25 protein-coding genes are annotated in these 25,962 nt (G+C 37.8%); 16 read left to right on the top strand and 9 right to left on the bottom strand.

What is annotated here, in order from left to right:
- Window positions 1–667: 667 nt before the first annotated feature.
- Together Arg41_RS00480 and Arg41_RS00475 are read right to left on the bottom strand one after the other, a co-directional pair.
- Complete coding sequence (locus Arg41_RS00480) at window positions 668–2,101, bottom strand: BAR domain-containing protein (RefSeq protein WP_092490401.1); 1,434 nt, start codon at window positions 2,099–2,101, stop codon at window positions 668–670.
- 334 nt (window positions 2,102–2,435) lie between these two features.
- Window positions 2,436–5,069, bottom strand: a complete 2,634-nt coding sequence (locus Arg41_RS00475; RefSeq protein ID WP_092342522.1) for a hypothetical protein — start codon at window positions 5,067–5,069, stop codon at window positions 2,436–2,438.
- A 726-nt stretch (window positions 5,070–5,795) separates the two neighbouring features.
- Here Arg41_RS00475 and trhO point away from each other — a divergent pair.
- Window positions 5,796–6,530, top strand: coding sequence for an oxygen-dependent tRNA uridine(34) hydroxylase TrhO (gene trhO, locus Arg41_RS00470; protein ID WP_092342520.1), 735 nt, complete (start codon window positions 5,796–5,798; stop codon window positions 6,528–6,530).
- On the opposite strand, the gene Arg41_RS00465 is transcribed toward trhO, so the two are convergent.
- Window positions 6,514–6,702, bottom strand: a complete 189-nt coding sequence (locus Arg41_RS00465) for a zinc-finger domain-containing protein (protein WP_092342518.1) — start codon at window positions 6,700–6,702, stop codon at window positions 6,514–6,516. The genes trhO and Arg41_RS00465 overlap by 17 nt on opposite strands.
- 105 nt (window positions 6,703–6,807) lie before the next feature.
- On the opposite strand from Arg41_RS00465, the gene mnmA reads away from it, so the two are divergent.
- The 10 genes from mnmA to Arg41_RS00415 all read left to right on the top strand — a co-directional run bounded on the left by mnmA (window position 6,808) and on the right by Arg41_RS00415 (window position 14,114).
- Complete coding sequence (mnmA, locus tag Arg41_RS00460) at window positions 6,808–7,911, top strand: tRNA 2-thiouridine(34) synthase MnmA (protein WP_092342516.1); 1,104 nt, start codon at window positions 6,808–6,810, stop codon at window positions 7,909–7,911.
- Between the two features lie 109 nt (window positions 7,912–8,020).
- The gene (locus Arg41_RS00455) at window positions 8,021–8,485 is read left to right on the top strand and encodes a pilin (RefSeq protein ID WP_092342514.1); all 465 of its coding nucleotides are present in this window, start codon (window positions 8,021–8,023) and stop codon (window positions 8,483–8,485) included.
- A gap of 296 nt (window positions 8,486–8,781) precedes the next feature.
- Window positions 8,782–9,240 (top strand): pilin, encoded by a 459-nt coding sequence (locus Arg41_RS00450; RefSeq protein WP_092342512.1) that lies wholly within the window; start codon window positions 8,782–8,784, stop codon window positions 9,238–9,240.
- A gap of 243 nt (window positions 9,241–9,483) precedes the next feature.
- Window positions 9,484–9,951 carry a ribosomal protein S18-alanine N-acetyltransferase gene (rimI, locus tag Arg41_RS00445; protein WP_092342510.1) on the top strand — a complete coding sequence of 156 codons (468 nt, stop codon included), beginning with the start codon at window positions 9,484–9,486 and terminating at the stop codon, window positions 9,949–9,951.
- The gene (locus tag Arg41_RS00440; protein WP_157722196.1) at window positions 9,941–10,912 is read left to right on the top strand and encodes a biotin--[acetyl-CoA-carboxylase] ligase; all 972 of its coding nucleotides are present in this window, start codon (window positions 9,941–9,943) and stop codon (window positions 10,910–10,912) included. The genes rimI and Arg41_RS00440 overlap by 11 nt, the downstream gene beginning before the upstream one ends.
- A gap of 689 nt (window positions 10,913–11,601) precedes the next feature.
- A complete protein-coding gene (locus Arg41_RS00435) occupies window positions 11,602–11,850 on the top strand; it encodes a hypothetical protein (RefSeq protein WP_092342506.1) in 249 nt (82 codons plus the stop codon).
- A gap of 173 nt (window positions 11,851–12,023) precedes the next feature.
- Window positions 12,024–12,464 carry a hypothetical protein gene (locus Arg41_RS00430; RefSeq protein WP_092342504.1) on the top strand — a complete coding sequence of 147 codons (441 nt, stop codon included), beginning with the start codon at window positions 12,024–12,026 and terminating at the stop codon, window positions 12,462–12,464.
- A gap of 18 nt (window positions 12,465–12,482) precedes the next feature.
- Entirely contained in the window at window positions 12,483–13,301 is an 819-nt protein-coding gene (locus Arg41_RS00425) for a type III pantothenate kinase (RefSeq protein WP_092342502.1), read from the top strand.
- 7 nt (window positions 13,302–13,308) lie between these two features.
- Window positions 13,309–13,917, top strand: a complete 609-nt coding sequence (gene coaE, locus Arg41_RS00420; protein ID WP_092342500.1) for a dephospho-CoA kinase — start codon at window positions 13,309–13,311, stop codon at window positions 13,915–13,917.
- On the top strand, window positions 13,917–14,114 hold the full coding sequence (locus tag Arg41_RS00415; protein WP_157722195.1) for a DNA gyrase inhibitor YacG: 198 nt from the start codon (window positions 13,917–13,919) through the stop codon (window positions 14,112–14,114). Before coaE ends, Arg41_RS00415 begins: the two co-directional genes overlap by 1 nt.
- On the opposite strand, the gene Arg41_RS00410 is transcribed toward Arg41_RS00415, so the two are convergent.
- A complete protein-coding gene (locus Arg41_RS00410; RefSeq protein WP_092342496.1) occupies window positions 14,095–14,979 on the bottom strand; it encodes an NUDIX domain-containing protein in 885 nt (294 codons plus the stop codon). The two genes, Arg41_RS00415 and Arg41_RS00410, sit on opposite strands and share 20 nt — an antisense overlap.
- 214 nt (window positions 14,980–15,193) lie before the next feature.
- On the opposite strand from Arg41_RS00410, the gene Arg41_RS00405 reads away from it, so the two are divergent.
- Together Arg41_RS00405 and Arg41_RS00400 are read left to right on the top strand one after the other, a co-directional pair.
- The gene (locus tag Arg41_RS00405) at window positions 15,194–16,333 is read left to right on the top strand and encodes an FAD-dependent monooxygenase (protein ID WP_092342494.1); all 1,140 of its coding nucleotides are present in this window, start codon (window positions 15,194–15,196) and stop codon (window positions 16,331–16,333) included.
- A gap of 52 nt (window positions 16,334–16,385) precedes the next feature.
- A complete protein-coding gene (locus Arg41_RS00400) occupies window positions 16,386–17,105 on the top strand; it encodes a DsbC family protein (protein ID WP_157722194.1) in 720 nt (239 codons plus the stop codon).
- Between the two features lie 45 nt (window positions 17,106–17,150).
- On the opposite strand, the gene ispH is transcribed toward Arg41_RS00400, so the two are convergent.
- From ispH to Arg41_RS00385, 3 genes are all read right to left on the bottom strand, one after another.
- Window positions 17,151–18,071 (bottom strand): 4-hydroxy-3-methylbut-2-enyl diphosphate reductase, encoded by a 921-nt coding sequence (ispH, locus tag Arg41_RS00395; RefSeq protein WP_092342490.1) that lies wholly within the window; start codon window positions 18,069–18,071, stop codon window positions 17,151–17,153.
- 100 nt (window positions 18,072–18,171) lie between these two features.
- Window positions 18,172–19,569 (bottom strand): adenylosuccinate lyase, encoded by a 1,398-nt coding sequence (gene purB, locus Arg41_RS00390; RefSeq protein WP_242641357.1) that lies wholly within the window; start codon window positions 19,567–19,569, stop codon window positions 18,172–18,174.
- Between the two features lie 80 nt (window positions 19,570–19,649).
- Entirely contained in the window at window positions 19,650–21,242 is a 1,593-nt protein-coding gene (locus Arg41_RS00385) for a right-handed parallel beta-helix repeat-containing protein (RefSeq protein ID WP_157722193.1), read from the bottom strand.
- A gap of 87 nt (window positions 21,243–21,329) precedes the next feature.
- Between Arg41_RS00385 and Arg41_RS00380 the strand changes: the two genes are divergently transcribed.
- Window positions 21,330–22,814 carry an FMN-binding glutamate synthase family protein gene (locus Arg41_RS00380; RefSeq protein WP_092342486.1) on the top strand — a complete coding sequence of 495 codons (1,485 nt, stop codon included), beginning with the start codon at window positions 21,330–21,332 and terminating at the stop codon, window positions 22,812–22,814.
- 187 nt (window positions 22,815–23,001) lie between these two features.
- Entirely contained in the window at window positions 23,002–23,268 is a 267-nt protein-coding gene (locus tag Arg41_RS00375) for a hypothetical protein (protein WP_092342483.1), read from the top strand.
- Here Arg41_RS00375 and Arg41_RS00370 read toward each other — a convergent pair.
- Together Arg41_RS00370 and Arg41_RS00365 are read right to left on the bottom strand one after the other, a co-directional pair.
- Complete coding sequence (locus tag Arg41_RS00370; protein ID WP_092342481.1) at window positions 23,265–23,813, bottom strand: thioredoxin family protein; 549 nt, start codon at window positions 23,811–23,813, stop codon at window positions 23,265–23,267. The two genes, Arg41_RS00375 and Arg41_RS00370, sit on opposite strands and share 4 nt — an antisense overlap.
- 21 nt (window positions 23,814–23,834) lie before the next feature.
- A complete protein-coding gene (locus Arg41_RS00365; protein ID WP_092342479.1) occupies window positions 23,835–24,458 on the bottom strand; it encodes a c-type cytochrome in 624 nt (207 codons plus the stop codon).
- Between the two features lie 245 nt (window positions 24,459–24,703).
- Here Arg41_RS00365 and phaZ point away from each other — a divergent pair, with 245 nt between their 5' ends.
- A complete protein-coding gene (phaZ, locus tag Arg41_RS00360) occupies window positions 24,704–25,927 on the top strand; it encodes a polyhydroxyalkanoate depolymerase (RefSeq protein ID WP_092342477.1) in 1,224 nt (407 codons plus the stop codon).
- The last annotated feature ends 35 nt before the right edge of the window (window positions 25,928–25,962 follow it).

Genomic DNA, 25,962 nt, shown 5'->3' with positions numbered 1-25,962 from the left:
GTCGGAAATGGACATATTACGACCACCAGAATTTTCTTCGACATTAGAATTATCTCCGTTGGCACCTGATACTCCTTCATTTCCTACCCCTGTGCTTCTAGGATTTACCGAATTCATATTATTTTGTCCTATTAAAAACAGTTCCATCATGCCAGTGATTAACAATAATCATAACGAACACCGGGACTTAGACTGAATAGCAACTTAAAAAGTTTCCTAGTTTATTAAGTTATAATTTTAATTTCTGATTTGAGCTCTAATAAGGTTTGAGTTTGTTAATGTAATGAAATTATTTTCTCTATATAAAATTATTAGGAAAAAGTAATTGTTCTTATTAATTAAAAAACACTATGCATGACCTACTATATTAGAGATGTTGTTTTATACAATATAGTTAGCACACTGAAGAGTAACAATAAATATCATAATTTACGCATTATTTTGTATTAGAATATATATTATATTGTTGAAGTATTAGATAGATGCTGTATTTTTATATAAAATGACAAAATTATTCTGCTAAGATATTTTTAATATTGCAGTTGAAAATATTATATTGGGTGTGAGTGATCATCATAATTTGAGAGATTATTAGTAGTACGTAGTATTTAAATACTACGTACTACTATCCTTATACGTTTCATAATTGGATCTAGAGTAGGTGATACTACAACTCCGTAGTTCTTTTGATGCCTTCAGTCGGCTTAGGCGGAGTTGGAGGAGGTGTTTTTGACCTTGCTCCATCAGCTTCACCTTTTTTGATACCTTCGGTAGGCTTAGGCGGAGTTGGAGGTGGTGTTTTTGATCTTGCTCCATCAGCTGTTGCTGCACCTTTGAAGTCTTCGGCTTGAATCCTAACTGGAAGAGGAGGAGGTGTTCCTAGATAACGTTGTTGTTTTTTAGTTGGAGGAAGAAGTGCACCTCTTTCTGCTCTTATCTTTTTACCCATTGCTATGCTTTTTTCATGAGAAGGAAGAAGTGCACCTTCTGCTCTTATCTTTTTACCCATTTCCATGCTTTTTTCATGAGAAGGAATAAGTGGACCTCTAATCGAAGCAAATCTTGCTTGGAAGTATCTTTCTGGATCCTTATCCCTTTTTTCTTTTTCCATCTCAATTTTTTGCTCAGACCGACGTTGAAGTTCTTTTAGAATCTCATCTTTGTTTTCACGCGTAATATTAAGTTTTCCACTTTTGTCAAAAAATGACTTGGGTAGTGGGGTTTGAGGTGATTTTGCCTTTTCTAATTTTGGCTCCAAATCTGTATCTATGGGTTCTGGTTTTGATTCTAGCTCTACCGATTTCAAATTTACATCTAATCCTGTAGCACTAATTAGCTTTGGTTCTGATATTTCCACGTGTTTTATTTGTTTTTTAGTACGATCCGACTTTTTAATTTTTTCTTTTAGTTTGGCAGCAGCAATCTGAAGAGAAAGTTCTGCCATCTCCTTTTTACCTCCCAATCCTGGATGACCAAATAATAGGTCGGAGTCAGATCTAGAGGATTCAAAATTTGAGTCTTCGCTCATGAGAGCGCTTTGTACCTCATGGGATAATGCTCTTTTTTTAGCAGCCAATAATTCTTTTTGATAAATTTGGGATTTAGTTGGGTTACTGCTTCGAGAAGATTCTAATTCTTCTCGCATTTTCGATTCATAGGCTAATAATTTTTTATTGGCATCTAGCAATGCTTTTTTGTAAACTTTAGATTTAATTGGTCTAATGCCGCTAGAAGATGAAGAAGAGCTAGAAGAATCAGAATAAGAGCTAGAAGAATCAGAATAGGAAGAAGATTCATCTGAACCACTAACATGAGAAGATAGGGATGATTCACTACCATGGCTAGAACCAGAAGAAGAGGAGCTAGATGATCTGCTTCTAGCACCCTCATTTCCTTTTGGTAGGTCTAGTTTATCCAGTGACGTTGATGATGTTTCTTCGGCTTGGTGTTGTGGTGAACTGGAGCTTGCTTTGGCGGTAGTAGGGGCATTGGAAACACTAACTTTACTTTTTTCTTCAACATTGGAATTGCTTCCTTCAGCACCAGACACCCCTTGACTGCTTCCTGGGCTACCCGATTTATTAGGGTTTATCCTGTTCATCTTATCCTCTTATAAAAGTAGTCGTGAACTTATAGTGATTGCCAAAAAATAGACACCAGAAAATTACTTGTAGCAGTAAAGCAAATTTTATTATTTACTATAATTTCCATCTGTGCGGGCAGTTGGATGAATTTTATGTGTATTAGTTCAATAAAATTATTTATCTATGCAATATATACTAAATAATATAAATTATGAAAGAAAAACTAATTGTACTTATTAATAATGAAAAATATTGAGTGTTATGCAGGCAATCATATATTAAAAATGTTAGAAGATGTATTTACCGGTGGTATTTAAAAGGTATGAGATAAACTAAATGTACTACTGTATCTTATTGAGCATTTGATATATTTTTAGGCAAGTAATCGGCAAGATCAGGACATTTGCAAATTGTTGATATTTTTTCTGGTGATAGTCCATCAGCTTCGTAGGAGAACTTAGTAACTTTTATGTTGCCATCTGGTGATATTTCTAAACATATTGAAGATGATAATTTTATTCCTTCAAGGCAGGTTATAGTCTCGTCATCTGATGGAATGATGGTAGCAGAGTTAAGACGATGAGCTTTCGTGTCTTTTTCAATGTCTATATTTTTTCCTGGTTCTTGTGCAACTATCGCTTTTGCAGTTGCTGAAACACAGCAAGTGATAGTAGCATTTCCAGAAGTTAATCTGTCCAGTGTGAATTCAGTGTTTCCGCTTAATGTTGGAGCTAGTCCTATTCCTGAACCCGGAGGGAACATGTGGTTTGATGCGCGATATCCAGCATCTAACATAATAGCAGCAATACTCTGATTCATAACGGCTCCAGATTGTTCGATAATATCATTTGAGAGTCCTATATCAGCAGCCATAGAAATAAAATTAATCATTAGATCATCAGATATTTGTGTGAGTGATTTATCTTCACAAGAGGTTGATACCTTTATTCCTCCTATCAAGTAACTACATCTATTAAGATCTTTATATAAAGTTTCTGAAAATGAAAATGTTTGAGATTCAACAGTGAATGATTGTCCCATATCTGATCTAGTTGCCGGTATAGAAAGAGTTTTTATATGTTCTAAGTAATCTATAGGTAATTCCCCACACGTTTGGTAATAGTATTTAAATTCAGGATGATAATTGAATCCCATTAATTGGGTAATTAAAGTTTCAATTTTACTTTTCTTGTCTTTACTTACATATGATACAGATCTCGTTAGTTTGTGTTCTGATTTAGTCATTCTAAATGATAATCTTTTCAAAGCCGAAAGTGATTCTAAAACTTCCATCGGTGCTGATGAAGATGTTTTTTTGGCCATTTTTTCTAGAATTTTTTCAGTAGCTAAAATATTATCACTAGAAAGAATTTTTGTTATTAAACTTATCCTTTTTTCGGATGAAATCATATAAATCGCTTTTTGAATTACAGCTGGCTCAGAAGTTATTCCTGTAGGTAGATGTATTAGTTCTACCCTTAATGTTTTTAATATCGAAAGCAGCTTTATTATACTAGTTATGCTGTCTTTTTTTGAGGCTTCTCCCAATTCTACAAGCTCTTCTAGTCCCTTAACAATAATTTTTGCTAGCTCATTAATTTTTAAATCAACTTTTTTTAAAAATTCCGTTCGTATCGATGAATATTGAGCTAGGTCAAAATAGCTAAATACACTAATTGATGATTCGAGTACAGATATAGATGTATATCTAGTATCCCAATAAATGCTTTTTAGTTTTGATTCTAAAAAAACTTGTAATTTCTCTTCTACAGTGGGGTTGATAGAAAAAAATTCTTTCGCCATTGATAATAATGTTATTGATTTTTTATCCAATTTGGCATTAGTATTTCCTGAACTGTCTATAACTGGTGAATTCTTTGTAATTGATAAAATTATTTTTTTTGCAAAAATCTCATTTAAGTGCAAAGATTTTTCTTGGTTTTTTAATGCGTTTTCTTTAATTATTTTTCCTAAATAATCTGTGGTTGATGGTATTTCACATAACAAATATTTAATTTCTTTTATGGACAAAAGATCATAACTATGTTCTTGATATTCTAGGTAATATAGAAAAAAATTAAGAATGTCATCCGTAATTACTGAGCATGATATTAGTTTAATAATTTTAAGTAAATTTAAATTAGAAAATCTATCATATTTTGATAAAAGCGGTAAATTTCTACTTGTTTTTCCTAAATTATCAACAAAAATATTGGAGTAATTAGTAAATCCAATTGATTCCGCAATAGAATCAATTACTAACTCGGGATTAGAAATATCTGTTTTTTCGCATATATATGAAATTTGGTACTTACAAACAAAACAACTAACTATTTCTTTTATAATTTTACCATTATCTGGATGACATGATAGTAGTACTTCTGACTTAAATAGTTCTTTATCAACCAATGTTTCTAGTATTTTTTCTAGTGAACTACAGCTACATGTTTTATCCTTATATTTAAATAAAATAGATAGTAATGTTTGTATTAAAGATGATACTTCATCGCTTATGGGATCATGGAGGAGAAACGATATTTTTTCTAGGGTGAATAGAATGTCTGCCTGGAATAATCCTAACTCATTAGGTTCATTTTCTTTTATTACTTGGTCTGCCCAACATAACATAATTTCTTCGTCTGATATTGCGCTTGTTTTAAATATTATGCTATCTCCATCATTTGATGTGCATGATAATTGGTGGCACATTCCTTCAATAGCTTGCACAATATCGTTACTTTTTTCATAACCAGTTGATAATAATGATGACAATTTTCCCCATGAAGAGCTAATTTCTGATAATTTGGTTTCTAACCATTCACGTGCCGTCATTCTTTCCACGATTGTGGACAGTTTATTAATGCATGTAGTATATGATGGAGTTGATTCACATTCTACTATATTAGGATTTATACTGCAGCAAGGGTTTTCTTCTTCATTACTTAGTGATTCTCCGCTGCTGACTACTATATTTCCGGGTATCATTTTAATTATTCCTTAGTAATGAATATAATCGGAATAGTTGTAGTTCATAAAAATAAAAAATGGCAAGATTTTTTCAGGAATGTTTTCCTATTTATATTTATCCTTGCCATACTTATACATTCTATAGAATGAAAATAAAATATAAATTCGTGAGAGTTCTTATTCAGAACAATTAAATTAATAATTAAGTGAAAATATTTGGTATGGAAGTGCTAAAATTTGTAATTAATAGGTATATCCTCCAATGAGGAAAGCACAAAGTTATGAGATGGTCTGGATTTATAAGTAATAAACTGAGACCAAATTATTTATACTGAGTGTTATTTTCAGTTAGTTATTAGTGTATGTATTTACTATGCAGGTTATTACTAGATTTGTTTTTTATTTCTAAGTTAATTATTGTACGATTTTTCAAGATCAGACATTAGTTGTAATCTGTAAAATCTAGTTGGACGTGTTTTTTTTAATATTGATTGATAAATTTGGATATTATTTGATTTTGTACGTTTATAGTTTAGTAATTATAGTTTTTAACTCAATGGTCAGGATGGTTATTGGTGTAAGTACTTGAAAAATATTTAAGCTATTTTTAATTTTCTATCTTCACTTTGATAATTTCTCGATGTACTATTGGTGTATATAATAATATGTGTATTTTGTCAGGAAGCAGTAGTTTAAAATATTTGTTTTTATAGTATATTATTGCGCGTTTGTAATGGAGGTTTGATGGGTAAGCTCTCAGTGTTATATGTATCTGGGTATCAGTTTTTGTTTGTGGAAAATACAGAAGAGTTGCGTGATTGGTGCTTATGTAATGCTAGTGATGACTTAAAAGGTACCATTATTTTGGCCAGTGAGGGAATTAACTTCTCTTTGTGTGGCCCAGTTGAGATTTTGGAAAAATATTTATCTGCTTTATTCAAAAGAGCTAATTTGTCTTGTGCACTTCGCAAAAGTTATGCTGATATAATTGGTTTCCGAAAATTTTTGGTCAAAATTAAACCAGAGGTTGTTTCATACAGATGTTCTGATGCCAGTTACCAGCCACTTTCTTATTTGTCCGTGGAGGATTTTCATAGATGGTTGAGTAATGGATGTGATGATAGTGGATGTAGGTTGTGTTTGGTAGATGTGCGCAATGAATTTGAGCATAAAATGGGCACTTTTCGTGGGTCAATTAACGTTCCTACGCGGTCATTCAGTGAATTTCACCTCAAAATGGCACACGATTGGGTAAACAAAGACAGTACTATTGTGACCTTTTGTACAGGAGGTATTCGTTGCGAAAAATCTTCCTATTGGTTTCAAACTGAGGGTATACCCGCCTATCAGCTAGAGGGCGGCATTCTCAGATACTTGGAGGTTTTTAGCCAAGGATTTTTCGAAGGTTCATGTTTTGTGTTTGATGAACGTATCTCAGTTTCATACGGGTGCTTGGTTTCTACTAATCCGTGTCATTAGTGGTTGAGTTCAAAATGTAGCTTTGTCCGCAGTAGGGACAGATTGCTTGGCCTGTTTTTTCTAAATCCAGGAATACCCGCGGATGTAAATTCCACACCTCCTGTGACTGAGGGCAGTGTAGAGGTAAATCGGATGATAGTACTTCAATTGGATGTTGCTTTGGAGAAGACATGGTGCATTCCTTTATTTGACCCGGATACTAACATTTTACTTTTTTATTTTCTAGAGCTGAAGATGATATTATCGCCGTGTGGTAGTAGTTTTTGGGGGACCGGTAGTGTCTAAGAAAAGGGTTTTTGTTGGTATTTCCGGTGGAGTTGACTCTGCGCTTTCGGCTTGGTTGTTGCAGAACAAGAACTACGATGTTCATGCTGTTTTTATGAAGAATTGGCGAGAAGATTTTTTCCCATCTGGTAGTGGGGGGTCTTATTGTACTCAGGATGCTGATTTGAATGATGCTATTGCCGTGTGTGAGCATTTGTCAATTTCGCTCGAGGTGTTGGATTTTTCTGAGCAGTACTACGAACGTGTATTTTCATATTTTCTTGATGAGTATAGGAAAGGTAGGACCCCTAATCCTGATGTTTTATGCAATTCTTACATAAAGTTTGATTCTTTTTTGAACTACGCTTTATCTCAGGGAGCAGATGGTATTGCTACTGGACATTATGCTCGAATTGAGTGTGGTGGGGGTGGTGTTTGTCGACTACTGAAGGGAATAGATTCTACCAAAGACCAGAGCTATTTTCTCTACCGACTTAACCAGCATCAACTTAAGCATGCTCTTTTTCCTCTTGGAGACATTTATAAATCAACTGTTAGAAAGCTGGCCTTCAAGATTGGATTGCCAAATGCAGGCAAGCCAGATTCAACTGGAATTTGTTTTATTGGCGAGAGACCATTTCGTGAATTTTTGATGAATTTTATCCCAGCACAGCCTGGGCCAATATATACTTTGGATGGACGGTACCTTGGTCAACATCAAGGTCTTATGTTTCATACCATTGGCCAACGTCGTGGACTAGGAATCGGTGGGGTTCGTGGATGCGATACTAGCCAGGCTTGGTATGTTGTTTCTAAAGATATAGAGCGCAATGCTTTGATTGTTTGTATGGGTGAGCATCACCCGTCTTTGTACCGAGAATCGGTGAATTTGGTCGACCTATCATGGATAAATGATGAGCCAAGTAACCTTCCCAGTCGCTATTCATCGCAGATTAGGTATCACCAGCCTGACCAATTGTGTACTTATCATGGTAGTGACAAATCCGGGACCGGTAGCGTTGCTTTTGTTGCTCCTCAACGTGCAGTGGCACCTGGGCAATCGCTGGTGTTATACGATGGTGCTATTTGCTTGGGGGGTGGTGTTATTTGTCCCTAGAAAGTTGTAAAACAGAGACAACCAACTGACAATGAAGGGCATTGTAAATTGATTTTTATCTATGTGATAGATTTTTATTCCTAAGAATCAGATATGATGAGCTTTCGGGATGATATCGGGCCTAAAATTGACATGGGGAATTTCTAAGGTTGAGGTTGTGGCTGTTATTGTTATAATCCTAGGGTGTTGGTTTATTTTTTCACCAATTTATCAGCGGCACCTTGTAATCCGGGATTTTCAAAGCGCTATTAACGAATTATCCTTTCTAAAAGCTAAGACTTCGAAGTTTGTTTCCAATCATGCTAGTTGTCCTGATGAAATTGGAAACTCGTTTCCAGGCTCTCGTTTGATTTCAGCTTATTCTCTTGTTGTTGCTCCAGTTGGGTTTTCTCATGGATGTCTTATTCGTGCTCGGTTCGGGTCTCTGTCTCATAAGCTATTGCGCAGTCATTTTATAGAGTTGTCAGGTGCCCAAACATCCGGTGGTTTGCTTACTTGGTCTTGTAATACTACCTTTGATGGATTATTTTTGCCGGTGGAATGTGGTAGAGTTCCACTGATAGCATTTCCATGATTACTTAGTAGCTATTGTTATTGGTTTTTGTTTGGCTGTTACATTATGTGTTAGTAGTGGTCATCAATATAGAACTTACGTCGCCTTTGTTTTTCGCTGGTGCTTTCGGCAAATTTTTCGATACTGACGATAGGTGTTACCGGTGGTTTATGGCGTTGTGTTTCCCATGTTCTATGTGAGGGTAATAACTCGTAATGTGTAAGTTTTTGATAGAATCGGCACCGTTTCTATCACGTTTTGTGTGTTTTTTTATTTACTAGGGACTTGATATTATCGCGAAAGAGAAGAGGCAGACTATGGGAATGATAATAAGAAAAGGTTTCACCTTGATTGAGTTGTTGATAGTTGTTGCTATTATCGGTATTTTGGCGGCTATTGCTCTTCCTGCCTACCAAAACTACACCGCTAAGGCAAATGTTGGCGCTGCTTTGGCCGAGTTGGCTGTGTTTCGTCAGCGGGTTGTTGAAGAAATTTCTACCAGGGGAGCTTGTCCTGTTGAAGATAATAGTGCTTGGACTGCCTCTAAGGTTTTGGCTGGGTACTCTTTGAAAGCTGGTGCTACGACTTCTTCTTGCATCATAGTTGCTAAGTTTAAGTCTAGTGGTGTGAGTTCGAAAGTTGTTGATAAAGTTCTTCAGCTAACTGGTGACCAGACTGCTGGTGGAATGTTCTCTTGGACTTGTGTTGCTGATATCGAAGAGACTGTTTTGCCTCGTTCTTGTACTAACGTTGCAACCGCTCCTGCGTTCCCATAGGAGACGGCGTTTCTCCGGTCCTTACTTGGCAAAGGCGCTTTGTGGCGCCTTTGCTTTGTTAGTTTTTGGGGAATTAGAATGCAGTACCAGGTAATGTTTTTTCTTAATATAAAAATATAGTAATGGTATTTTTGTTTTTTGTTCTTAGTTTTTAGACCCCCAAAGACATGTTTTTTTTGGTTGAAGGCTGTATTCAGCCAAGGTATAGTCTCCACTTTGGTGAAACTGATCAGGAGATGATTTGTGCTCCGGTTTATTCGTCGGGAAGATTTGCCGCGTCTTGTTGAGATTGACCAAGTTTGTCATCCGCATCCGTGTACTCTAACCCAGTTTGAGGATTTATTGCGATCTGGTGTTTGGGGTGTACTAATAGATTTGGATGGTGAAATTTTGGGATATACCCTTGCATCTGTTAATGTGGACTATATGGATGTGTTAAACATAGCTGTTTCTCCTACAGCTAGGCGTTCTGGTTTGGGTATCCTGCTGTTATTGGCACTTTTGACACAAGCTAAGGCTTGTGGGTGTTACAAGGTGATGTTGGAAGTTCGCATAAGTAATACCAATGCGTTCTCACTTTATCGGTGGGCTGGATTTGAGCTGGTGGGGCGTCGTTACCGGTATTACTACAATATTACTCCATCAGGACCTCGCAATTATGAGGACGCTTTGGTTATGAAATGTCTTTTGGGTGAGGATCTTGATTTATAAAGATTTTTTCGTGCCCAACTGGTCGTGGTTGTTGTGGCGTACTGTTAATTCTGTTTCTTCCCTTGATCTTTCTTCGTTTTCTCGCGTTGCTGGTTGTTTGTTATCGGATTTGAAGGATGTCATCCTCAGTTGGCGTGAGATAGGTCTTCCTCTTAGATTTACTTCCGATCACCACGTAACATTGGACAGGATAGGTTGTTTTTGGGTTGATACCGCTAGGTTAGCTAGTGTAGTTTCTTCTCCTGTTGTTTCCTGTGTTACCTGCTCGTCTACTCAAGATGTGGCTTTTTCTTATGATCAAAAAGAACCGTTCGTTGTTTTTTGGGCTGAGTATCAATTTAATGGTCGTGGTCGCAATGGTCGTTCTTGGGTGTCTCCGATTGGTCAAGGATTGACTTTTTCTGTTGGTTGGTACTGTACTTATTCTGATAAGTCCCATGATGGTATTTCGCTCATGATTTCTTTGGTTGTTTTGGAGGTAATGCATGCTTTTGGGCACACTCAGGTTGTTCTAAAATGGCCAAATGATTTGTTGATTTCATCAACGATGCAGAAGGTCTCTGGAATTTTGGTAGAGAAGATCAAAAATCGCGTTGTTGCAGGAATTGGAATAAACCTTTCAGTTTTGCTGGGTATTGATTCTGGAAATCAGAGCTCACAATTTCAGCAGCATAGAGAACGTATTGCTATTGCTATAATTAATAAATTACGAGCCTATTTAAGTATTTTCCATGAGTATGGATTCCGCTATTTTAAATCCTCATGGATACGTCACCACATTTTTAAAAATTCCTATTTGGCCATACGTACTTCTCGAGAATATTGCTATGGTTGGTGTGCAGGTATTCATAGTAGCGGTGCTTTGTTATTACATGGAGCTGAGAATGAGGTAAGTAAGTTCTTTTCCGGAGATGTATTTATTTGTCGGAGAGGTAGTAACAAGGGATTTACTGGTTGTTGATGTGATAAATTTTTCTCTGAAATTAGGTATTTATTCTATTTTTACCCATGTTTAGGGATGTTGTTCCGTAACGAAATTTATTAATAAAGTTATCTCATCCTGGGTCTAGTGTTTAAGGCCGTATTTGGGTGCTCTGATCGAAGAATGTCGTTATTTTCCCAATGGTAGTACTCTTATTTTTAGTGTTTTAACACAAAAATTACATTTTTTGGGGTTGAAGGCCTTGTTTAGCCAAGGTATAGTCTCCGCTTTGCTAAAACTGATCAGAAGTTGATTATTGTATGTTTATTCGTGGATAACGTTAGCGCTTTCTTGTTGTGATTGGCAAAATCTGCCATATTCATCAGTTACTTGAGTTTAGTTTTTGTTGTGTTGTCCTATGCTTAGGTATGCTAATAGGTTTAAGATGCCTATATGCCATTGTGTAGTTTGCTAAATACAGCGTTTATTCTGATGTTGGTAATTCTAGTTCGTTTTTTGGGTCCTTACGGCTTAACTAAGTATTGTAGTGCTGCAAATGTATTTTTAGAGAGCTTAAAGTAATTGAGGTATTGTATTACACCGTTTACCGGGATATTTTGAGTTGATAGATGATTATATCCCCGATATTGCTATGATGTTGGTCCGTCTTGGTGCCGTAATTATGATGCTTATTTGGTGAAGAAATGTCTATTGGTTGAGGGCTTGGGTTGATAGGAATTTTTCCTGCCTACCTGATTGGTGGCTGCTGTGGTGTAATGTTAGGCTTATTTCTTTTGTTGATTTTTCTTTGTTTTCTTACTTTTATTATTTACTACGGGTTGATGGACACTAATCTCATTTGTCATAGGATTAGTGTTTTTCTCAGATTTATTTCTGAACGTTGTGCGGCCTCGGGTAAGGTTGTTGGTTTTTGTGGTGATACAGTTACGCTGGATAATATTGTGTCTTGTGTTTAAGATTTAGACTTTTTCCCATGAGCAAAATGAATTGCTTATTGTTTTTTGTGCTGAGTAATAGTTTAACGAGATTGAATTTAGTGGTTGCCATTTGCTATACCCAATTGGTCAAAGGTTAGTATGTTGGTTGTTGCTGCACTAGTTATGGAAAGTATCATAATGGTTTTTCGCTTATGATTTCTTTGGTTTCGTTGGAGGCAAGGCATGCTTTGCATACTCAGGTTATTTTAGAATGGTTAAATGACTTGCTGTTTTTATCAACCAGGAAAAAGGCGTCTAAGATTTTGGTAGAGGTTATTAAAAGTTGTGATACTGCCAAAATTGGATTAAGCCCATCTGTTTTACTAAATGTTGATTCAGGAAATAAGAGATTAAGATTTAAGCAGTATAAATATCTTATTGCTATTGACATAACTGACAAATTACTAGCTTATTTAAGTTTTTTCCGTAAGTACGGATTCCAGTGCTTTAAATCATCATTGGTACACTACCATATTTTTAAAAATTCCTATCAAATTGTGCATACTTATTGCGAAGTTATTACCGTAGTTGCTTTACCAATATTTATAGTAAGTAACGATACATTGTTGTTTATTGTACGGGAAATGCGGTAAGTAGATTTTTTTCTGGAGATGTATCTCTTTGTCGGAGAAGTAGTGATAATGGATTACTTAGTTGTTGATATGGGAAATTTTTTGACGAAATGGGGTATTTGTTCTGTTTATGAAGATGGTCAGCGATGTTGGCGCGTAACTGAATCTATTCCTACAAGAAAATCATCTGAATTACTATCTAGCTGGGAAAAAGTTTCATTACGATATAGACCAGATTATGTTTCTATTTCTAATGTTTCAAGCATGAATTTGGATGTTGTGGTTCCACTTTTTGAAGAATATTGGGGGCTTCCTGTTAATCATATCATTTCTGCTTCAGACTACCGTGGACTGAGGAGTTTATATAAAAATCCCCGTCAGCTAGGTTCCGATCGTTGGGCTAGTGCTGTGGCTGCGTACACCTTATTTCCAGCAGAATTTGTTGTGGTGCTTAATTGTGGAACGGCGTTGACTGCTGATGTTGTTGGTGATTCCCTGTATTGGGGTGGTACTATTGCTCCCGGATTTTATTGGCTAGAGAAAAGCTTATTGGAGGGCACTACTCTTACGTTGGAAGATATTGATTTCTCTGAGTTGCCACATATGTTGAATGATTTTCCTCAGGATACAACTACTGCCGTTAAGTTAGGTTCTTGTGATTTGGCTATTGGATGGGCACAGCGTATGGTAGAGAGGGCCAGCAACAAGTTTAAGATGACACCCAGGATTATAATTTCCGGTGGTAGTGGGGAATTTCTGTACCGTTTGTGGAACAAAAGTTTCTCTATTCCAGCCCATTATATTGATACATTGGTTTTAGATGGGCTAGTCTATATTACGCAACATAAGACGGGATAATTATTTAATGTTTTGCGTTACCTTAACCGGTGGCATTGCTTCTGGTAAATCTGCGGCATCCCGTTTTTTCTCACAACAAGGTGCTGCTGTTATAGATTGCGATGAAATATCAAGATCTCTAACCGCCTCTGGTGGTGAAGCTATTCCTTTGATTAGAACGTGTTTTGGTGACATCTTTATTGATGATATGGGTTCCATGGATCGTGCTAGGATGCGTTCAGCTGTTTTTTTCGACGATGAAGCCCGTTTGCGATTAGAGAGATTATTGCATCCCCTGATTATGGATAAGGCACAGGAAAGATTTCGTAATTTATCTGGGTTTCCCTACGCTTTGGTTGTTGTTCCTGTTTTGCTGGAGGAGTCGTTTTGGGCAATATCGGTACAGAGAATTTTAGTTATTAGGTGCGATCCTTTACTGCAGCGCGAGCGTTTGCGTGCTCGTGGATTGTCATCGGGAGAGATAGGTGCAATTTTGAAAATACAAGAGAAATTGGTATGGCATCATAAATGTGATGACCTGATCGAAAACAATGGTGAACTCGAATCTTTGGAGAGTCTCGTGAAACACTATCATCGGAGATATTGTATTGCAGCTAGTGAATGGGAGAGGAAGTGATGGGTGAGATTTGGGTATCTTGTCCTATTTGTAGGAAAAAGGTTATATACGATGTCAGAAATGAGTGTCGTCCTTTTTGTTCGGAAGATTGCAGAAAAAAGGATTGGGCACATTGGATGACTGAGTCATATGTCATGGATGCTGATGATCCCGTTCGTGAAACAGATAATGTTGTGCCTACGGTAGATTGTGATTGATTGGTATTTGAGAAATAGGGATATATATTCCCCAAGCTCCCATTTTCCACGCTTTTTCTAGTTCATTCGTACTTAGCGATGGTGATGGCAAGTAGTATGCAAAGGGTATGGTTAGTGTTTTTGTGGTTCTTGTTGTAAAAAGAAAACAGCGATCGTGGTTGGGACTTTCTGGCCATACTTTGTAAATGTTAGGTATGATAGTGATGTCTGTGTTGGGATCTAGCCAGTGGTAGGTGGTGTGGTAGTTGCTTTTTTCCGTGTCATTTTGTGTGTCACTTATTACCAAGCAATTCAACTTACTGCGTAATTCTTCTATTTTGTGCGATGTTTTTTTAGTTACCAACACCTGGTGCGGTATTCTCACTGCTGATAGTGCTTGTTGGATGTGTCCTATTTCATCATCCTCATCGAGGATAACAGTTACGTGTGGCCGAGATAGTACGGCTACTATGGACTTGTTGGCTTCTAGCAATGGGCCAACCTTAATGGGTTCCGTACGACACTGCCAAAACAATTCCTGGTTTTCGAGTCCACGAGGCTCATTCTCCCAGTCAGTGACTCGCCAGAACCTGATCATCATCTCTATTTCGTTGCGGTATAGTTGTTTCGTTATTAACGGGTAGGCTATTTTGACAATTATACCGATCTCTTCTCGTAGCTCCCTAACTAGCGCATCTAGATAACTTTCCTGAGGTTCTTGTTTGCCACCAGGAAACTCCCAAAAACCGGGATGAGATTGATACTGTGATCTGCGAGTCACCAGGTAACTGCCATCATCCCTTTCCACTATGCCGGCAGAGACACAGACAGTTCCAGTTGGAATCTTCCCTCTGGCAGTGCTTTCCCGTTTTATTTTTTTATCCATGGACTATGCTAGACTGATCTAGTCTTTATCTTCTGGATTATTCCTCAAGGTATACCAAACAAGTGCCGCTATGAACAAACAGGCGCCAACGCCCTCCAGGTATAAAAGCCACATGGTAAACTCTCCTTCCCTAGTAGGAAAATGATAGCCGCTGTTCCGGCTGCACTTGCCATACTATATAGCTAGTACTGATTTTTTCAAGGTATCATGCAATATGTCTAAAAAAAGTGATGTTATAATTATTGGCACTGGATTTGTCGGTCTCTGGGCCAGTGTAGTTTTGTCCCAACAAGGACTATCGGTTACCATAGTTGATAAAAATCCTTTGAAGGATATGTCTTTTAGTGGTCCGAGTAATGTTTTCTCATTAACTGATAGCGTTTATCTTTCGTTGTTGAGGCACGGAGTGGATGTTCCCGCATCTCCTGTGAGGATTATGCGAGTAGGTACAGTTGAGAATTTTCCATCGTTGTCATGGGGGGATTATGGTAGTTTTCGTCCCCTTGCTTGGACAGTTAAATCAGATGATCTTTGGACTTCCTTACTAAACAAGGTCAGAACAAGCGACAGAATAGCCCAGAGTGTTTTTTCACCATCACGTTGTTTTATCTCGCGCGAAAGCATTAAGTTGGTTGATGATTACGGTTTATCTGCTGAGGCCGATGTTTCTTTGGCTGCGGATGGTTCCTACTCTTGGTTAAGAAGATATTTGGGTGTGTGTTGTTTGAGAAACAATCAGTTTCTACCGGCAAAAACGGCTGTGTTTTCTATAAAGTGGGCAGGACAGGATTTATTTACTGCAAATCAATGGTTTGGAGACGATTTTGGAGTTATTGCTTTTCTCCCCTCTGCTGTTCCTGAAGAGGCTACTGTTGTTTGGTCATTGCCCGCTAATCATTTCATATGGCAGGAAGATAATCCTTCTTGGTCAGAGTATATCTGCCATTTTTTGAACATTGATCCTTCCTCCCTGATTGTTTCAGGGGATGTTTGTTGCTACGATATAGAGGAATATACGACCCCAATGGTATCACAGAGGTCTATTTTTCTCGGTAATGCTGCGAGCTCTATTCATCCTTTAGCAGGACAGGCACTTAACACAGGATTTAGATGTGTGTTACGTTTGTCGGAGATGTGGAAGAATCGACCTTCATTTAGGCCTCTCTATGATCCAGTAATTCTTAGGGCTTATGCTCGTCAATCTGAGTTAGAGGTTAGGAAATGGTCGCTTATAACTCGGTCTGTTTGGTATGCTTCTTCCAATCGTTTTTCGTTATCGGCGTTCTCATGTGTACTATCTATGACAGATCGGCTAGTATTTGTGAAAAATTGGTTGACCCGTTGTGCTCAGTAAATAGATATGAAAAGGATATGTAATGATTATAGGTGTAAGGCGGTGCCTGCTTGTGTTCATTTTGTTTTTGTATGCGGCAGGTTCTGTTGCTGCAGTTAAACCTACATCATCTCCTATTAGTAGTGAATTGGGGGCAGATACCAAAAGCAGAGCTACTGAGATTGTTAAACGTGTTTTCCCATCGGTGATTGTAGAAAGAGTTTTACCTTCACCTGATCCAAATTGGTTTGTTGTGGCCTCTGGTGATCAGTTGGTTTACGTTAATGTTGCTAGGCGTTTGGTTTTTAGGGGTATTCTTATAGATGAGAAAAATCGTATCAATCTTACAGATGAAGTTAAGTCGCTAATTATGGCTGATGTTGTTAAGAATTTTCCTCCTGAGAACGTTATTTCCTATGTGAATGGTAATGGCTCAAGGCATTTGTTGGTCTTTGAGGATCCATATTGCAAATATTGTCGTGTTTTTACAGAGGAAGTTTCATCTCTAACTAATGCTACCATCAACGTGGTTCTTTACCCTGTTTTGAAGCAAAGCTCTGTTACTATGGCGGCAAAGATTTGGTGTGCCCCTGATCGTGCTAAGGCTTGGCATGATTGGATTGTTAACTCTAAGGCACCGAGTAATGCTGGTTCTTGTAAAACTCCTTTGGAGCAGAATATTGAACTTGGTCACCGCTACAGTGTGACTGGTACGCCAACTATGTTTATTATGACTGGACAGCGTATGTCTGGTGCGCCGAGTGTTGAGGAGATAGATCGCGTTCTTGGGTAATAGGGATTGTTTGCGGGGGGTACTTCATTTAAGTCGGAGCTCTTTTTATGACATTTTGGGAGTGGGGAATGAGATGGTTTCAGGCGCCGACTCCATGGTCTCTACTTGAGTTTGTGGAAATACTGATCTGATTTTTTGTAGTACTTCCGTTATAAGTTCTTCTGGTACGGATGCTCCTGCAGTTATTCCTACGGTGCTGCATTCAGTTAGTAGGTTTGCGTTCAGTTCTTCGTGGGAGTCTATCATGTAGGTTAGACAACCGTGGTTTTGTGCTACGTGTTTAAGCTGTCTTGAGTTCGAGCTGTTTGGTGATCCGATGACGATTAGGCAATCGACTAGCTTGATTAGCTTTTTTACGGATTCTTGTCGGTTCTGAGTGGCATAGCAAATGTCGTCCCGTTTGGGTCCAATTATGTGGGGGTACTTTTCTCGTAGTGCTTTTATGATTTGCTTGGTATCATCAACCGAGAGAGTGGTTTGGGTCACGTAGAATATTTTTTCTGATTCTATCTTCAGCTTATCTATATCATCTATGGTTTGTATTAGCGATATTTTTCCATGTTCTACTTGTCCCATCGTTCCCTCTACTTCAGGGTGGCCGTTGTGGCCAATCATTATTATGTGGAATCCTTTCTCTGAGTGTTTTTTGACTTCTACGTGAACTTTTGTTACCAGAGGACAGGTAGCGTCGAATACTCTGCAGTTCTTTTTACTTGCCTGATTTATTATAGACCTAGACACTCCATGAGCAGAAAAAATTAATACACTGCCGTCGGGAACGTCGTCCAATTCTTCAACAAAGATGACTCCCTTCTTTTTCAGTTCGCAGACCACGCGCCCGTTATGTACTACCTCATGTCTTACGTATACTGGTGGTCCCAGTAACGATATGGCGTTGTTGACGATGGCTATAGCTCGTTCAACGCCTGCACAAAATCCTCTAGGGGATGCAAGGATAATTTTCATGTTAGTTCAGTCAATAAAAGCAGCGGATGTAATCGTACCATGAGGAAGACGTTTTTTATATAAGATCTTATATAGCTGTTTTAACTTACTATTTTATTTATTACCGATTGTAGTCACTTACTACTTGCTTTGCTATTTTTTCTGCGTAACCGACGTATTTTTCAGGAGATAGATTAATTAGCCTATCAATGTGTTCGCTTGGTAACGGTAGCGATCTGATGAATGCATGGAGCTCATCGGGAGTAATTTTTTGTCCACGAGTTAGTTCTTTCATTTTTTCGTAGGAATTTGAAATTCGATTTCTGCGCATAACGCTTTGAACCGCTTCTGCTAGTACTTCCCAGTTTTGGTCGAGATCATCCATCATTATTTTTTTGTTGATATCTATTTTCTGTAATCCTCTCATCAGCATGGAATATCCGAGAAGACAGTGACCAAAAGCAACACTTATATTTCTTTTTAGCGTAGAGTCTGTTAGGTCACGTTGCCATCTAGATGTAGTTAAATTGCTAGAGAGGTGGCAAAGTAGGGAATTTGCCAGATTTAGGTTACTTTCGGCATTTTCAAAGTCAATCGGGTTAATTTTATGAGGCATAGTTGATGATCCAACTTCTTTTGGATTCGCTTTCTGCCGTAGGTATCCTAGGCTAATATACCCCCAAAAATCACGGCATAAATTAATGAGTATATTGTTAAGTTGGGAAAAAAAATAAAATAGTGTTGCCATTGTATCGTGAGATTCTACCTGAGTAGAGTAGAGGCAAAATGAAAATCCGAGTGACTCAACAAAATTTCTGCTGTGTTCTATCCAATCTACTTCAGGATAGGACACGGCGTGTGCATGATAGTTACCAACGGCACCATTAATTTTTGCAGTAATTGGCAGATCATTAATTCGTTTGTAAAATGTTCCCAATCTGTGCACAAAAACACCAATTTCCTTTCCGAGAGTGGTGGGGCTGGCAGGTTGACCATGAGTTCTAGACATCATGGCAGTGGCAGCATATTTTGTAACCATATGGCAAAGATATTCATTAACCTCATTAATTTTTTGTAACATTAATTTTCTGATATCGGTTACCATTATTGCATCTGCCAGATTGTTGATGTCCTCGCTTGTACAAGCAAAATGAACTAACTCTACGTTATTTATCATAGAGGGTCTGGCTTCCAATTTTTTTTTAATCCAATATTCTACTGATTTTACGTCGTGATTTATTATTTGCTCTATGGATTTTATTTCCTCAGCGTTAGCAATAGAAAAGTTACTGCTGATTTGGCGAAGGAACGATACATCATCACTGTTAAATGGTTGCACGTCGCTGATTTGTTCGTTGTTTGCTAAAGAAATTATCCACTCTATTTCTATATGTACCCTGGCTTTGTTAAGTGCATATTCGCTCATTACTTCGGGTATTTGGTGTACATGGCTAAAATAGCGTCCATCCAGTGGACTTATCGTCATAAGAGGATGTAACAAAAGTTCATCGATGCCCATATCACCTCTCTAGTGTAAAATTGTAACATCTTAATTATATGCTTTTGTGATGTTATAAAAAAATAATAACGATGCTGTTTTCAGGAATCATCTATGTTGTTGACCATGTCTATATGAGCGTTACCTTGAAGCAGCCAACTACTGGTTTTGTTTCCTTGTAAATCATTACATTCATAGGATCCACTGCCATTATTATAGACCCAGATGCCGTAATTATTTAAGTGTATTCTGTTCGATTGTACTATAGGGTAGCTACCAGTTTCTACAGCGATTCCAGCAAATGAATTACTGCTTATATCATTATCTTCTATTAATCCCCTTCCGTTATCTTTTATGTAGATACCGCTTTGCTTTCCTGAAAGAATCAAATTCTTTCTTATTATGGGATCAGAGTATTCCTCTATCTGTATGCCAGCAAATGAGCTATCAATTATTTCATTTTCTTCAATTATTCCTCTTCCACCTCCATATACTAATATTCCTCCCCCATAGCTATCATTAATCTTGTTGAAGCGAATAATGGGATCACCCTGAGTTTTAATTTCAATGCCAGCATGTTTGTTCCAGGTTATTTTGTTATTCTCTATTCTTCCTCTGCCTCGATCGTAAATAAATATTCCACTTCCATCAACACTGTCATGTATGAAGCAGTGATGTATGTAAGGATTTGCTTCATTATGAATGGCTATGCATGAATTACAGTCACTCTGAATATGGCACCTATCAATCTCAACATTGTATGGGCCTCGTATGTCTATGGCATACCAATCAATTCCTCCAAATTGTCTGATAGTAAAGTTTTTTAGTATGCAGTCACTATCTATCAAGAAATTGCATGAACCAGAAGAACGAATTTCAATGTCGTCAACGTCTCCTTCTCCAATTATTTTTATAGGTCTACTTATAATAATATTTTCCAGGTATATTCCCGGTTTTAATATTATTGTTCCATTATCAGGACATTTTTTTACAGCATCTACTAGAGTTGGAAAATCTCCAGTGCCATCATTGGTCATTGTTATTACATTACTTGAATTTTTGACAAATACTGAACTATAGCTATTTTTTTTATTACGCGAAAAATCAGTTACAAGTGGTGACAAATGTTTTTTTACTTTTCTGTGATCAGGTTTTTGTTTCGAAAAGTGAGAACTTTTGCTCTTGGAAAAAGTTATCTTAGGGGAAGTGTTATGTTGTGAGTTGATATTGCTTGACTCCATTATTTCCAATATAGCGGAGCCTATCTTTTCTATCTGATCGTTAAAAAACGGATCATCTATAGATATGAATCGTTGCTTTGTCCAGTCTAGAGTAATAAATTTTGGTGAAGCGGGGAATAGTTTGGCAAATGAGTTTCTATGGTAGTGTTGATATTCGATCATAATTATGGCTTGTGGGCGATAGTTAATAAAAGATAATATTTCTTCTCTAAACTTGGAGTCGAATGCCAATTCTGAAGTCATAAAAACCATAAGCATAGAATTTTGGTGATGGAGATTCATGGAATCTTCCCAGGTGTTTTTCCACTCCTTTCCATATTCAAAAAGGATAATGAGATCATGATGAATTTTTTTCCTCAATGTTTCTGTGATACGTTCCAGTATGGATCGCATGCGATCTTCATCGTATTGACTAAGATGGCTATTGTGCCTGACTAAGAGAGATGTAGTCATGTAGATTTCCATTATATTTTGGCAACGATGTTATCGTAATTACCAACCTTACTACCGTAACAAGGGTACATTTTAGGTGATTTTGACATGAGTTTGATTGACATCCTAGAGCACATTGCTACTTTCATCGTTAGCGCACCATTTTTTGTTATTATATTGTTGATTTTAATCGTATATTTATATGATGTATTGCAGAAAAAGCATACTGTTCTCAGAAATTTTCCCGTTATTGGTCACTTTAGATACCTACTTGAGAAACAAGGAGACTATCTTAGACAGTATTTTTTTTCCGGTGATAGAGAAGAAATGCCATTTGATAGATCAACACGTTCATGGATATATCGTATGGCAAAGGATGAGGATAAAGTAATTGCTTTTGGCTCTACGTATGACATTAAAAAAGAAGGTGCTATTATTTTTTCAAATGCCGTTTTTTCCGTGCGTATGCAAGATGTCGTCCCTGTACCGTCTATTTCTATTGGTGAGGGATATTGCGATTCACCATTTGAGACTAAATCCCTTATAAATATTAGTGGCATGAGTTATGGGGCATTATCAAAGCCGGCAGTTCAAGCTTTATCGCGAGGTGCGGCTGAATCAGGGTGTTGGCTTAACACTGGGGAGGGAGGAGTTAGTCCTTATCATTTGGAGGGAAATGCAGACCTGATTGCTCAGATAGGCACTGCTCTGTATGGATTTAGGGATCAGGAGGGGAATTTTTCTTGGACGAGGTTGGAGGAAGTATCTAGTAATCCTTCGGTAAAAGCCTTTGAAATCAAGTTATCTCAAGGAGCTAAACCAGGCAAAGGTGGTTTGTTACCGGCACTAAAGGTTACAGATGAGATTGCAAAAATTCGTTGTATACAAGCTTATAAAGATTCTGTGAGTCCAAATTGTCATCGCTTGATTAATTCAGTTGATACTCTACTTGATTGGGTGGTGAAGATCAGAGAGATAACTCGGAAGCCAGTTGGAATAAAAACTGCATTAGGTGGTTATGGTTTCTTGCAAGATCTTTTTACCACAATTCAACGGCGAGGATTGCAAGATGCTCCTGATTTTTTGGTCATTGATGGGGGTGAAGGTGGCACTGGTGCGGCTCCACAATCTTTGATGGATTTCATGGGTTTATCGATACGGGAGATTTTGCCCATAACTGTTGATTTAATGAATAAATTTGATTTGAAGAAGCGGATAGTATTGATAGCTTCTGGTAAATTAGCCACACCCGCTGATGTGGCTTGGGCTTTGTGTATGGGTGCGGATTTTGTGAATAGTGCTAGAGGTTTTTTGTTCTCTTTAGGTTGTATACAAGCTATGAGGTGTCACACTAATTGCTGTCCTACTGGAATTACAACTCATAATGTTAGGTTGCAGAGAGGATTAGTGGTCGAGGAAAAATACCTGCGTGTTGCCCAGTATGTTAGGAATTTGAATAAGGAGGTGGAACAAATAGCTCATTCTTGCGGTGTTGTTCATCCGCGGATGTTGAGAAGAAACCATGTGCGGTTAGTAAGAAATCAGTCATCCATATCCTATGCAGATTTGTTTCCTGAATCGATAAAAAATTGACGAGTACTTATAGGGTAAACGTTAGCTATTAGTGTAATTAACTAGTGGTTATTTGGTATTTTTGTAATATTTTTAATAACTAATTGCAAAATTTAACCATAAAAAACAGCAACTTTTAACGAGATTAATTATGTATAAATAAATAGAATTCTCTTGCCCTTTGATAAATTAGGATGAGAGGTTTTCTGTGGATGATATTCTCGTTGAAAGAGTTCGCAGGGTTGATTTTATACCCGTTTCTCCAATGTTGCCGGGAATTGATGACGAAGACGAAAGAGGTAACCGAGGAGGTGGTAACCAAGGTGATGGTGATGATAACGGAAGATCAAATGCAGGCAATTTGTCTGTGGAGTTTTATCTGTACACACATAACCAAAACAAAATCGCACACGAGCCCTCCCCTGACTTTGTTACTAACCGCAAACGTTTCAGACGGATGGTTAGGCGTATTTAATTTTTCCACTTTATAGAACAACCCATGCTTGGGTTTTGTTCTTTGGGGCCGGTACCTGTTTCAGCAATGAGTATCATTGCTTCCTGGAGTTCACGCCTTGAGTTTGTGGTGACATTTTTACCGCTTGAGCTGTGACGGCCTCGATACTGAAGTTCGTTATTTTTATTAAACCCAAAGAAATCAGGAGTGCACACGGCATCGTAGGCGTGTGCTACCTCTTGGGATTCATCATGCAGATAGGGAAAAGAAAACTTTTTTTCGATAGCCATTTTCTTCATATTTTCGAACGAATCCTCAGGATAATATTTTGCGTCATTGGAACAAATGGCAACTACCTTTATGCCGTGAGATTCTATTATTGATATATCTTCCAGCAACTGGTTTAAAATAGACATAACGTACGGGCAATGGTTGCATATAAACATGATTAGCTGTCCATTGGTACCCACAATCTCAGATCGAGACCAAACTTTACCGTCTGTTCCCGGTAAGGAGAAATCAGGACCAGACCACCCAAATTCGCAAACAGGTGATTTCATTGCCATTTAGTAATTTCCTTTTCCACTTCAGTTAGGGTTAAATACCCCAGCAGGCTCATTTGATAAAAATAGAGATAAGCAATGTATATCATCGTCTGTTAGATCAGTTACCAAAGCCTGCATAATAACATTTTTGCGCTCCTTTGAACGATAATCTTTCAAGGCGGATTCGAGATAATCTTCGTGTTGGTGTGCCAAAATGGGGTAATCGTTTGTTGCCGGTATTCCAGATTCTCCATGGCAGGCTGCACAAGCTTTTTTCTTATATATTTCATATCCTTTTGAAATATCTTTCGATGAAATTCCATGGTCGGCTGGCATCATACGTATGCGTTCCTGCGACTGGTAGTAGGCGGCTAGGTCTGCCATGTCTTGCTCGCTTAACGAAGCAGCAGCAGCAATCATTGATTTAGTTGGTCTCTGTTTGGAGGCATAAGATTTTAGTGCAGATTCAATGTACTTAGAAAACTGTCCCCCAAGATAAGGCACACTGTACCTTTGCGGGAATGTATAGTGATAGCCGGTCACGTTATGGCACCCTTGGCACATCTGGCTTTTCACGTATCCTGCCCGGGTATCGCCAGCCGATTGTGACAATAAGGGAGCGGCGCAGAAAAAAACAAGCATTGCGAGCGATCTCCAAAACTTCATGAACAGCACTCCTGTAGGGTACGTATCGTATAAGGGTCAGATTCTACCGTAATGTTAATGATAGCGCTAATAATCATATTAGATTTTGCTTTTTATGTGTTTTTATTATTTAATCCCTCCTGCTTGTAGTATTTTTATGATATCGACAAGTGATTTTATCACGGAACTATGTGCTTTCAATCTTTGTCCAACGTCATTCGATGTTGGTCTGACGGCTTTAGGGTAGTATTCTTATGGAGTAGTTTATGTTCTTTTATAGTACGCGTGATTATCAGGCAACAGTCCTCCATGAGTTGAGTGAGCGTACACGCGACTGGGCATCTTTTTTTGGTGATATGGAGTCGCACTTATCTTCTCCCCTTAGAAGTATTACTGCGCCTTTGAGCTTTATTTCTAGGCTGGCTAAGCATTACCCTCGTGCCCCTTTTGGTATTAAGGAAATGTCCATTGATGGTTGTGATGTGGAGATCAATGAAGAGGTTGTTTGTGAGAACACCTTTTGTAGGTTGCTTCACTTCAGAAAAAGTCATTCACAGGATGCTCCTCCTATTATGGTTATAGCTCCATTGTCCGGTCATTACGCTTCGTTATTGCGTCGTAGTATAGCGATGTTTTTTCGTGGATATGATGTTTATATTACGGATTGGTTAAATCCTAGGTACATAGATTCTTCTAAGGGTGATTTTGGATTTTATGATTTTGTGCAATATATTTGTGACTTTATTAGTACAATTAATGCGATTGATCGTCCTCCTCATGTAGTTGCCATTTGTCAGCCTACAGCCCCGGCTATGGTTTCAGTCTGTCACTTAGCAATGTCTGGTGCAGCAGCTCAAGCCAAGAGCCTAATTCTTATGGGCGGTCCCGTTGATGTTAGATGTAATCCTACTGATGTTTGTAGGTTTGCAGACAGTAACTCGTTGTCGTGGTTTGATGCCAATGTAATTGAGTATGTTCCTGCGCGTTATCCTGGGGCTTTTCGTCGAGTTTATCCTGGGTATATTCAGCATGAAGCCTTTATTAACATGCATCCTGACAAGCACGTGGGTGAACATTTTGCTTTTTATAAAGCACTACTTGATAATGATAAAGAAATTGTTAAGCGGCATGTAAATTTTTATGATACCTATCATGCTGTAATGGATATGACAGCTAAATTTTTTTTGGAGACTCTGCAAATAGTTTTCAAAGAGCATCATTTGGCTACTGGTAAAGTGGTATTCAAGGGTAATAAGATTGATTTTTCTGCTATTACTGATGTTCCTATTATGGTTATTGAGGCGGAGTTTGATGATATATGTGCTCCTGGTCAAACGAAAGCTGCTTTTGATCTTTGTAAAAAATTACCTGACAAATACAAAGGGTATTTATTTGTTGAAAAAGCTGGTCATTATGGTGTGTTTAGTGGTAAACGTTGGGAAAATGATACCTACTACAAGCTAAAAGCTTTTACAAGTAAATTTGATTAATTAGTTACTATCGATGATTATTAATTCAACCAGGT

This window comes from Candidatus Ichthyocystis hellenicum (assembly GCF_001460935.1).
GTDB lineage: Bacteria > Pseudomonadota > Gammaproteobacteria > Burkholderiales > 2013Ark19i > Ichthyocystis > Ichthyocystis hellenicum.
The sequence above is the reverse complement of the archived record's forward strand: the minus strand, read 5'-3'. Positions and strand labels throughout refer to the sequence as shown.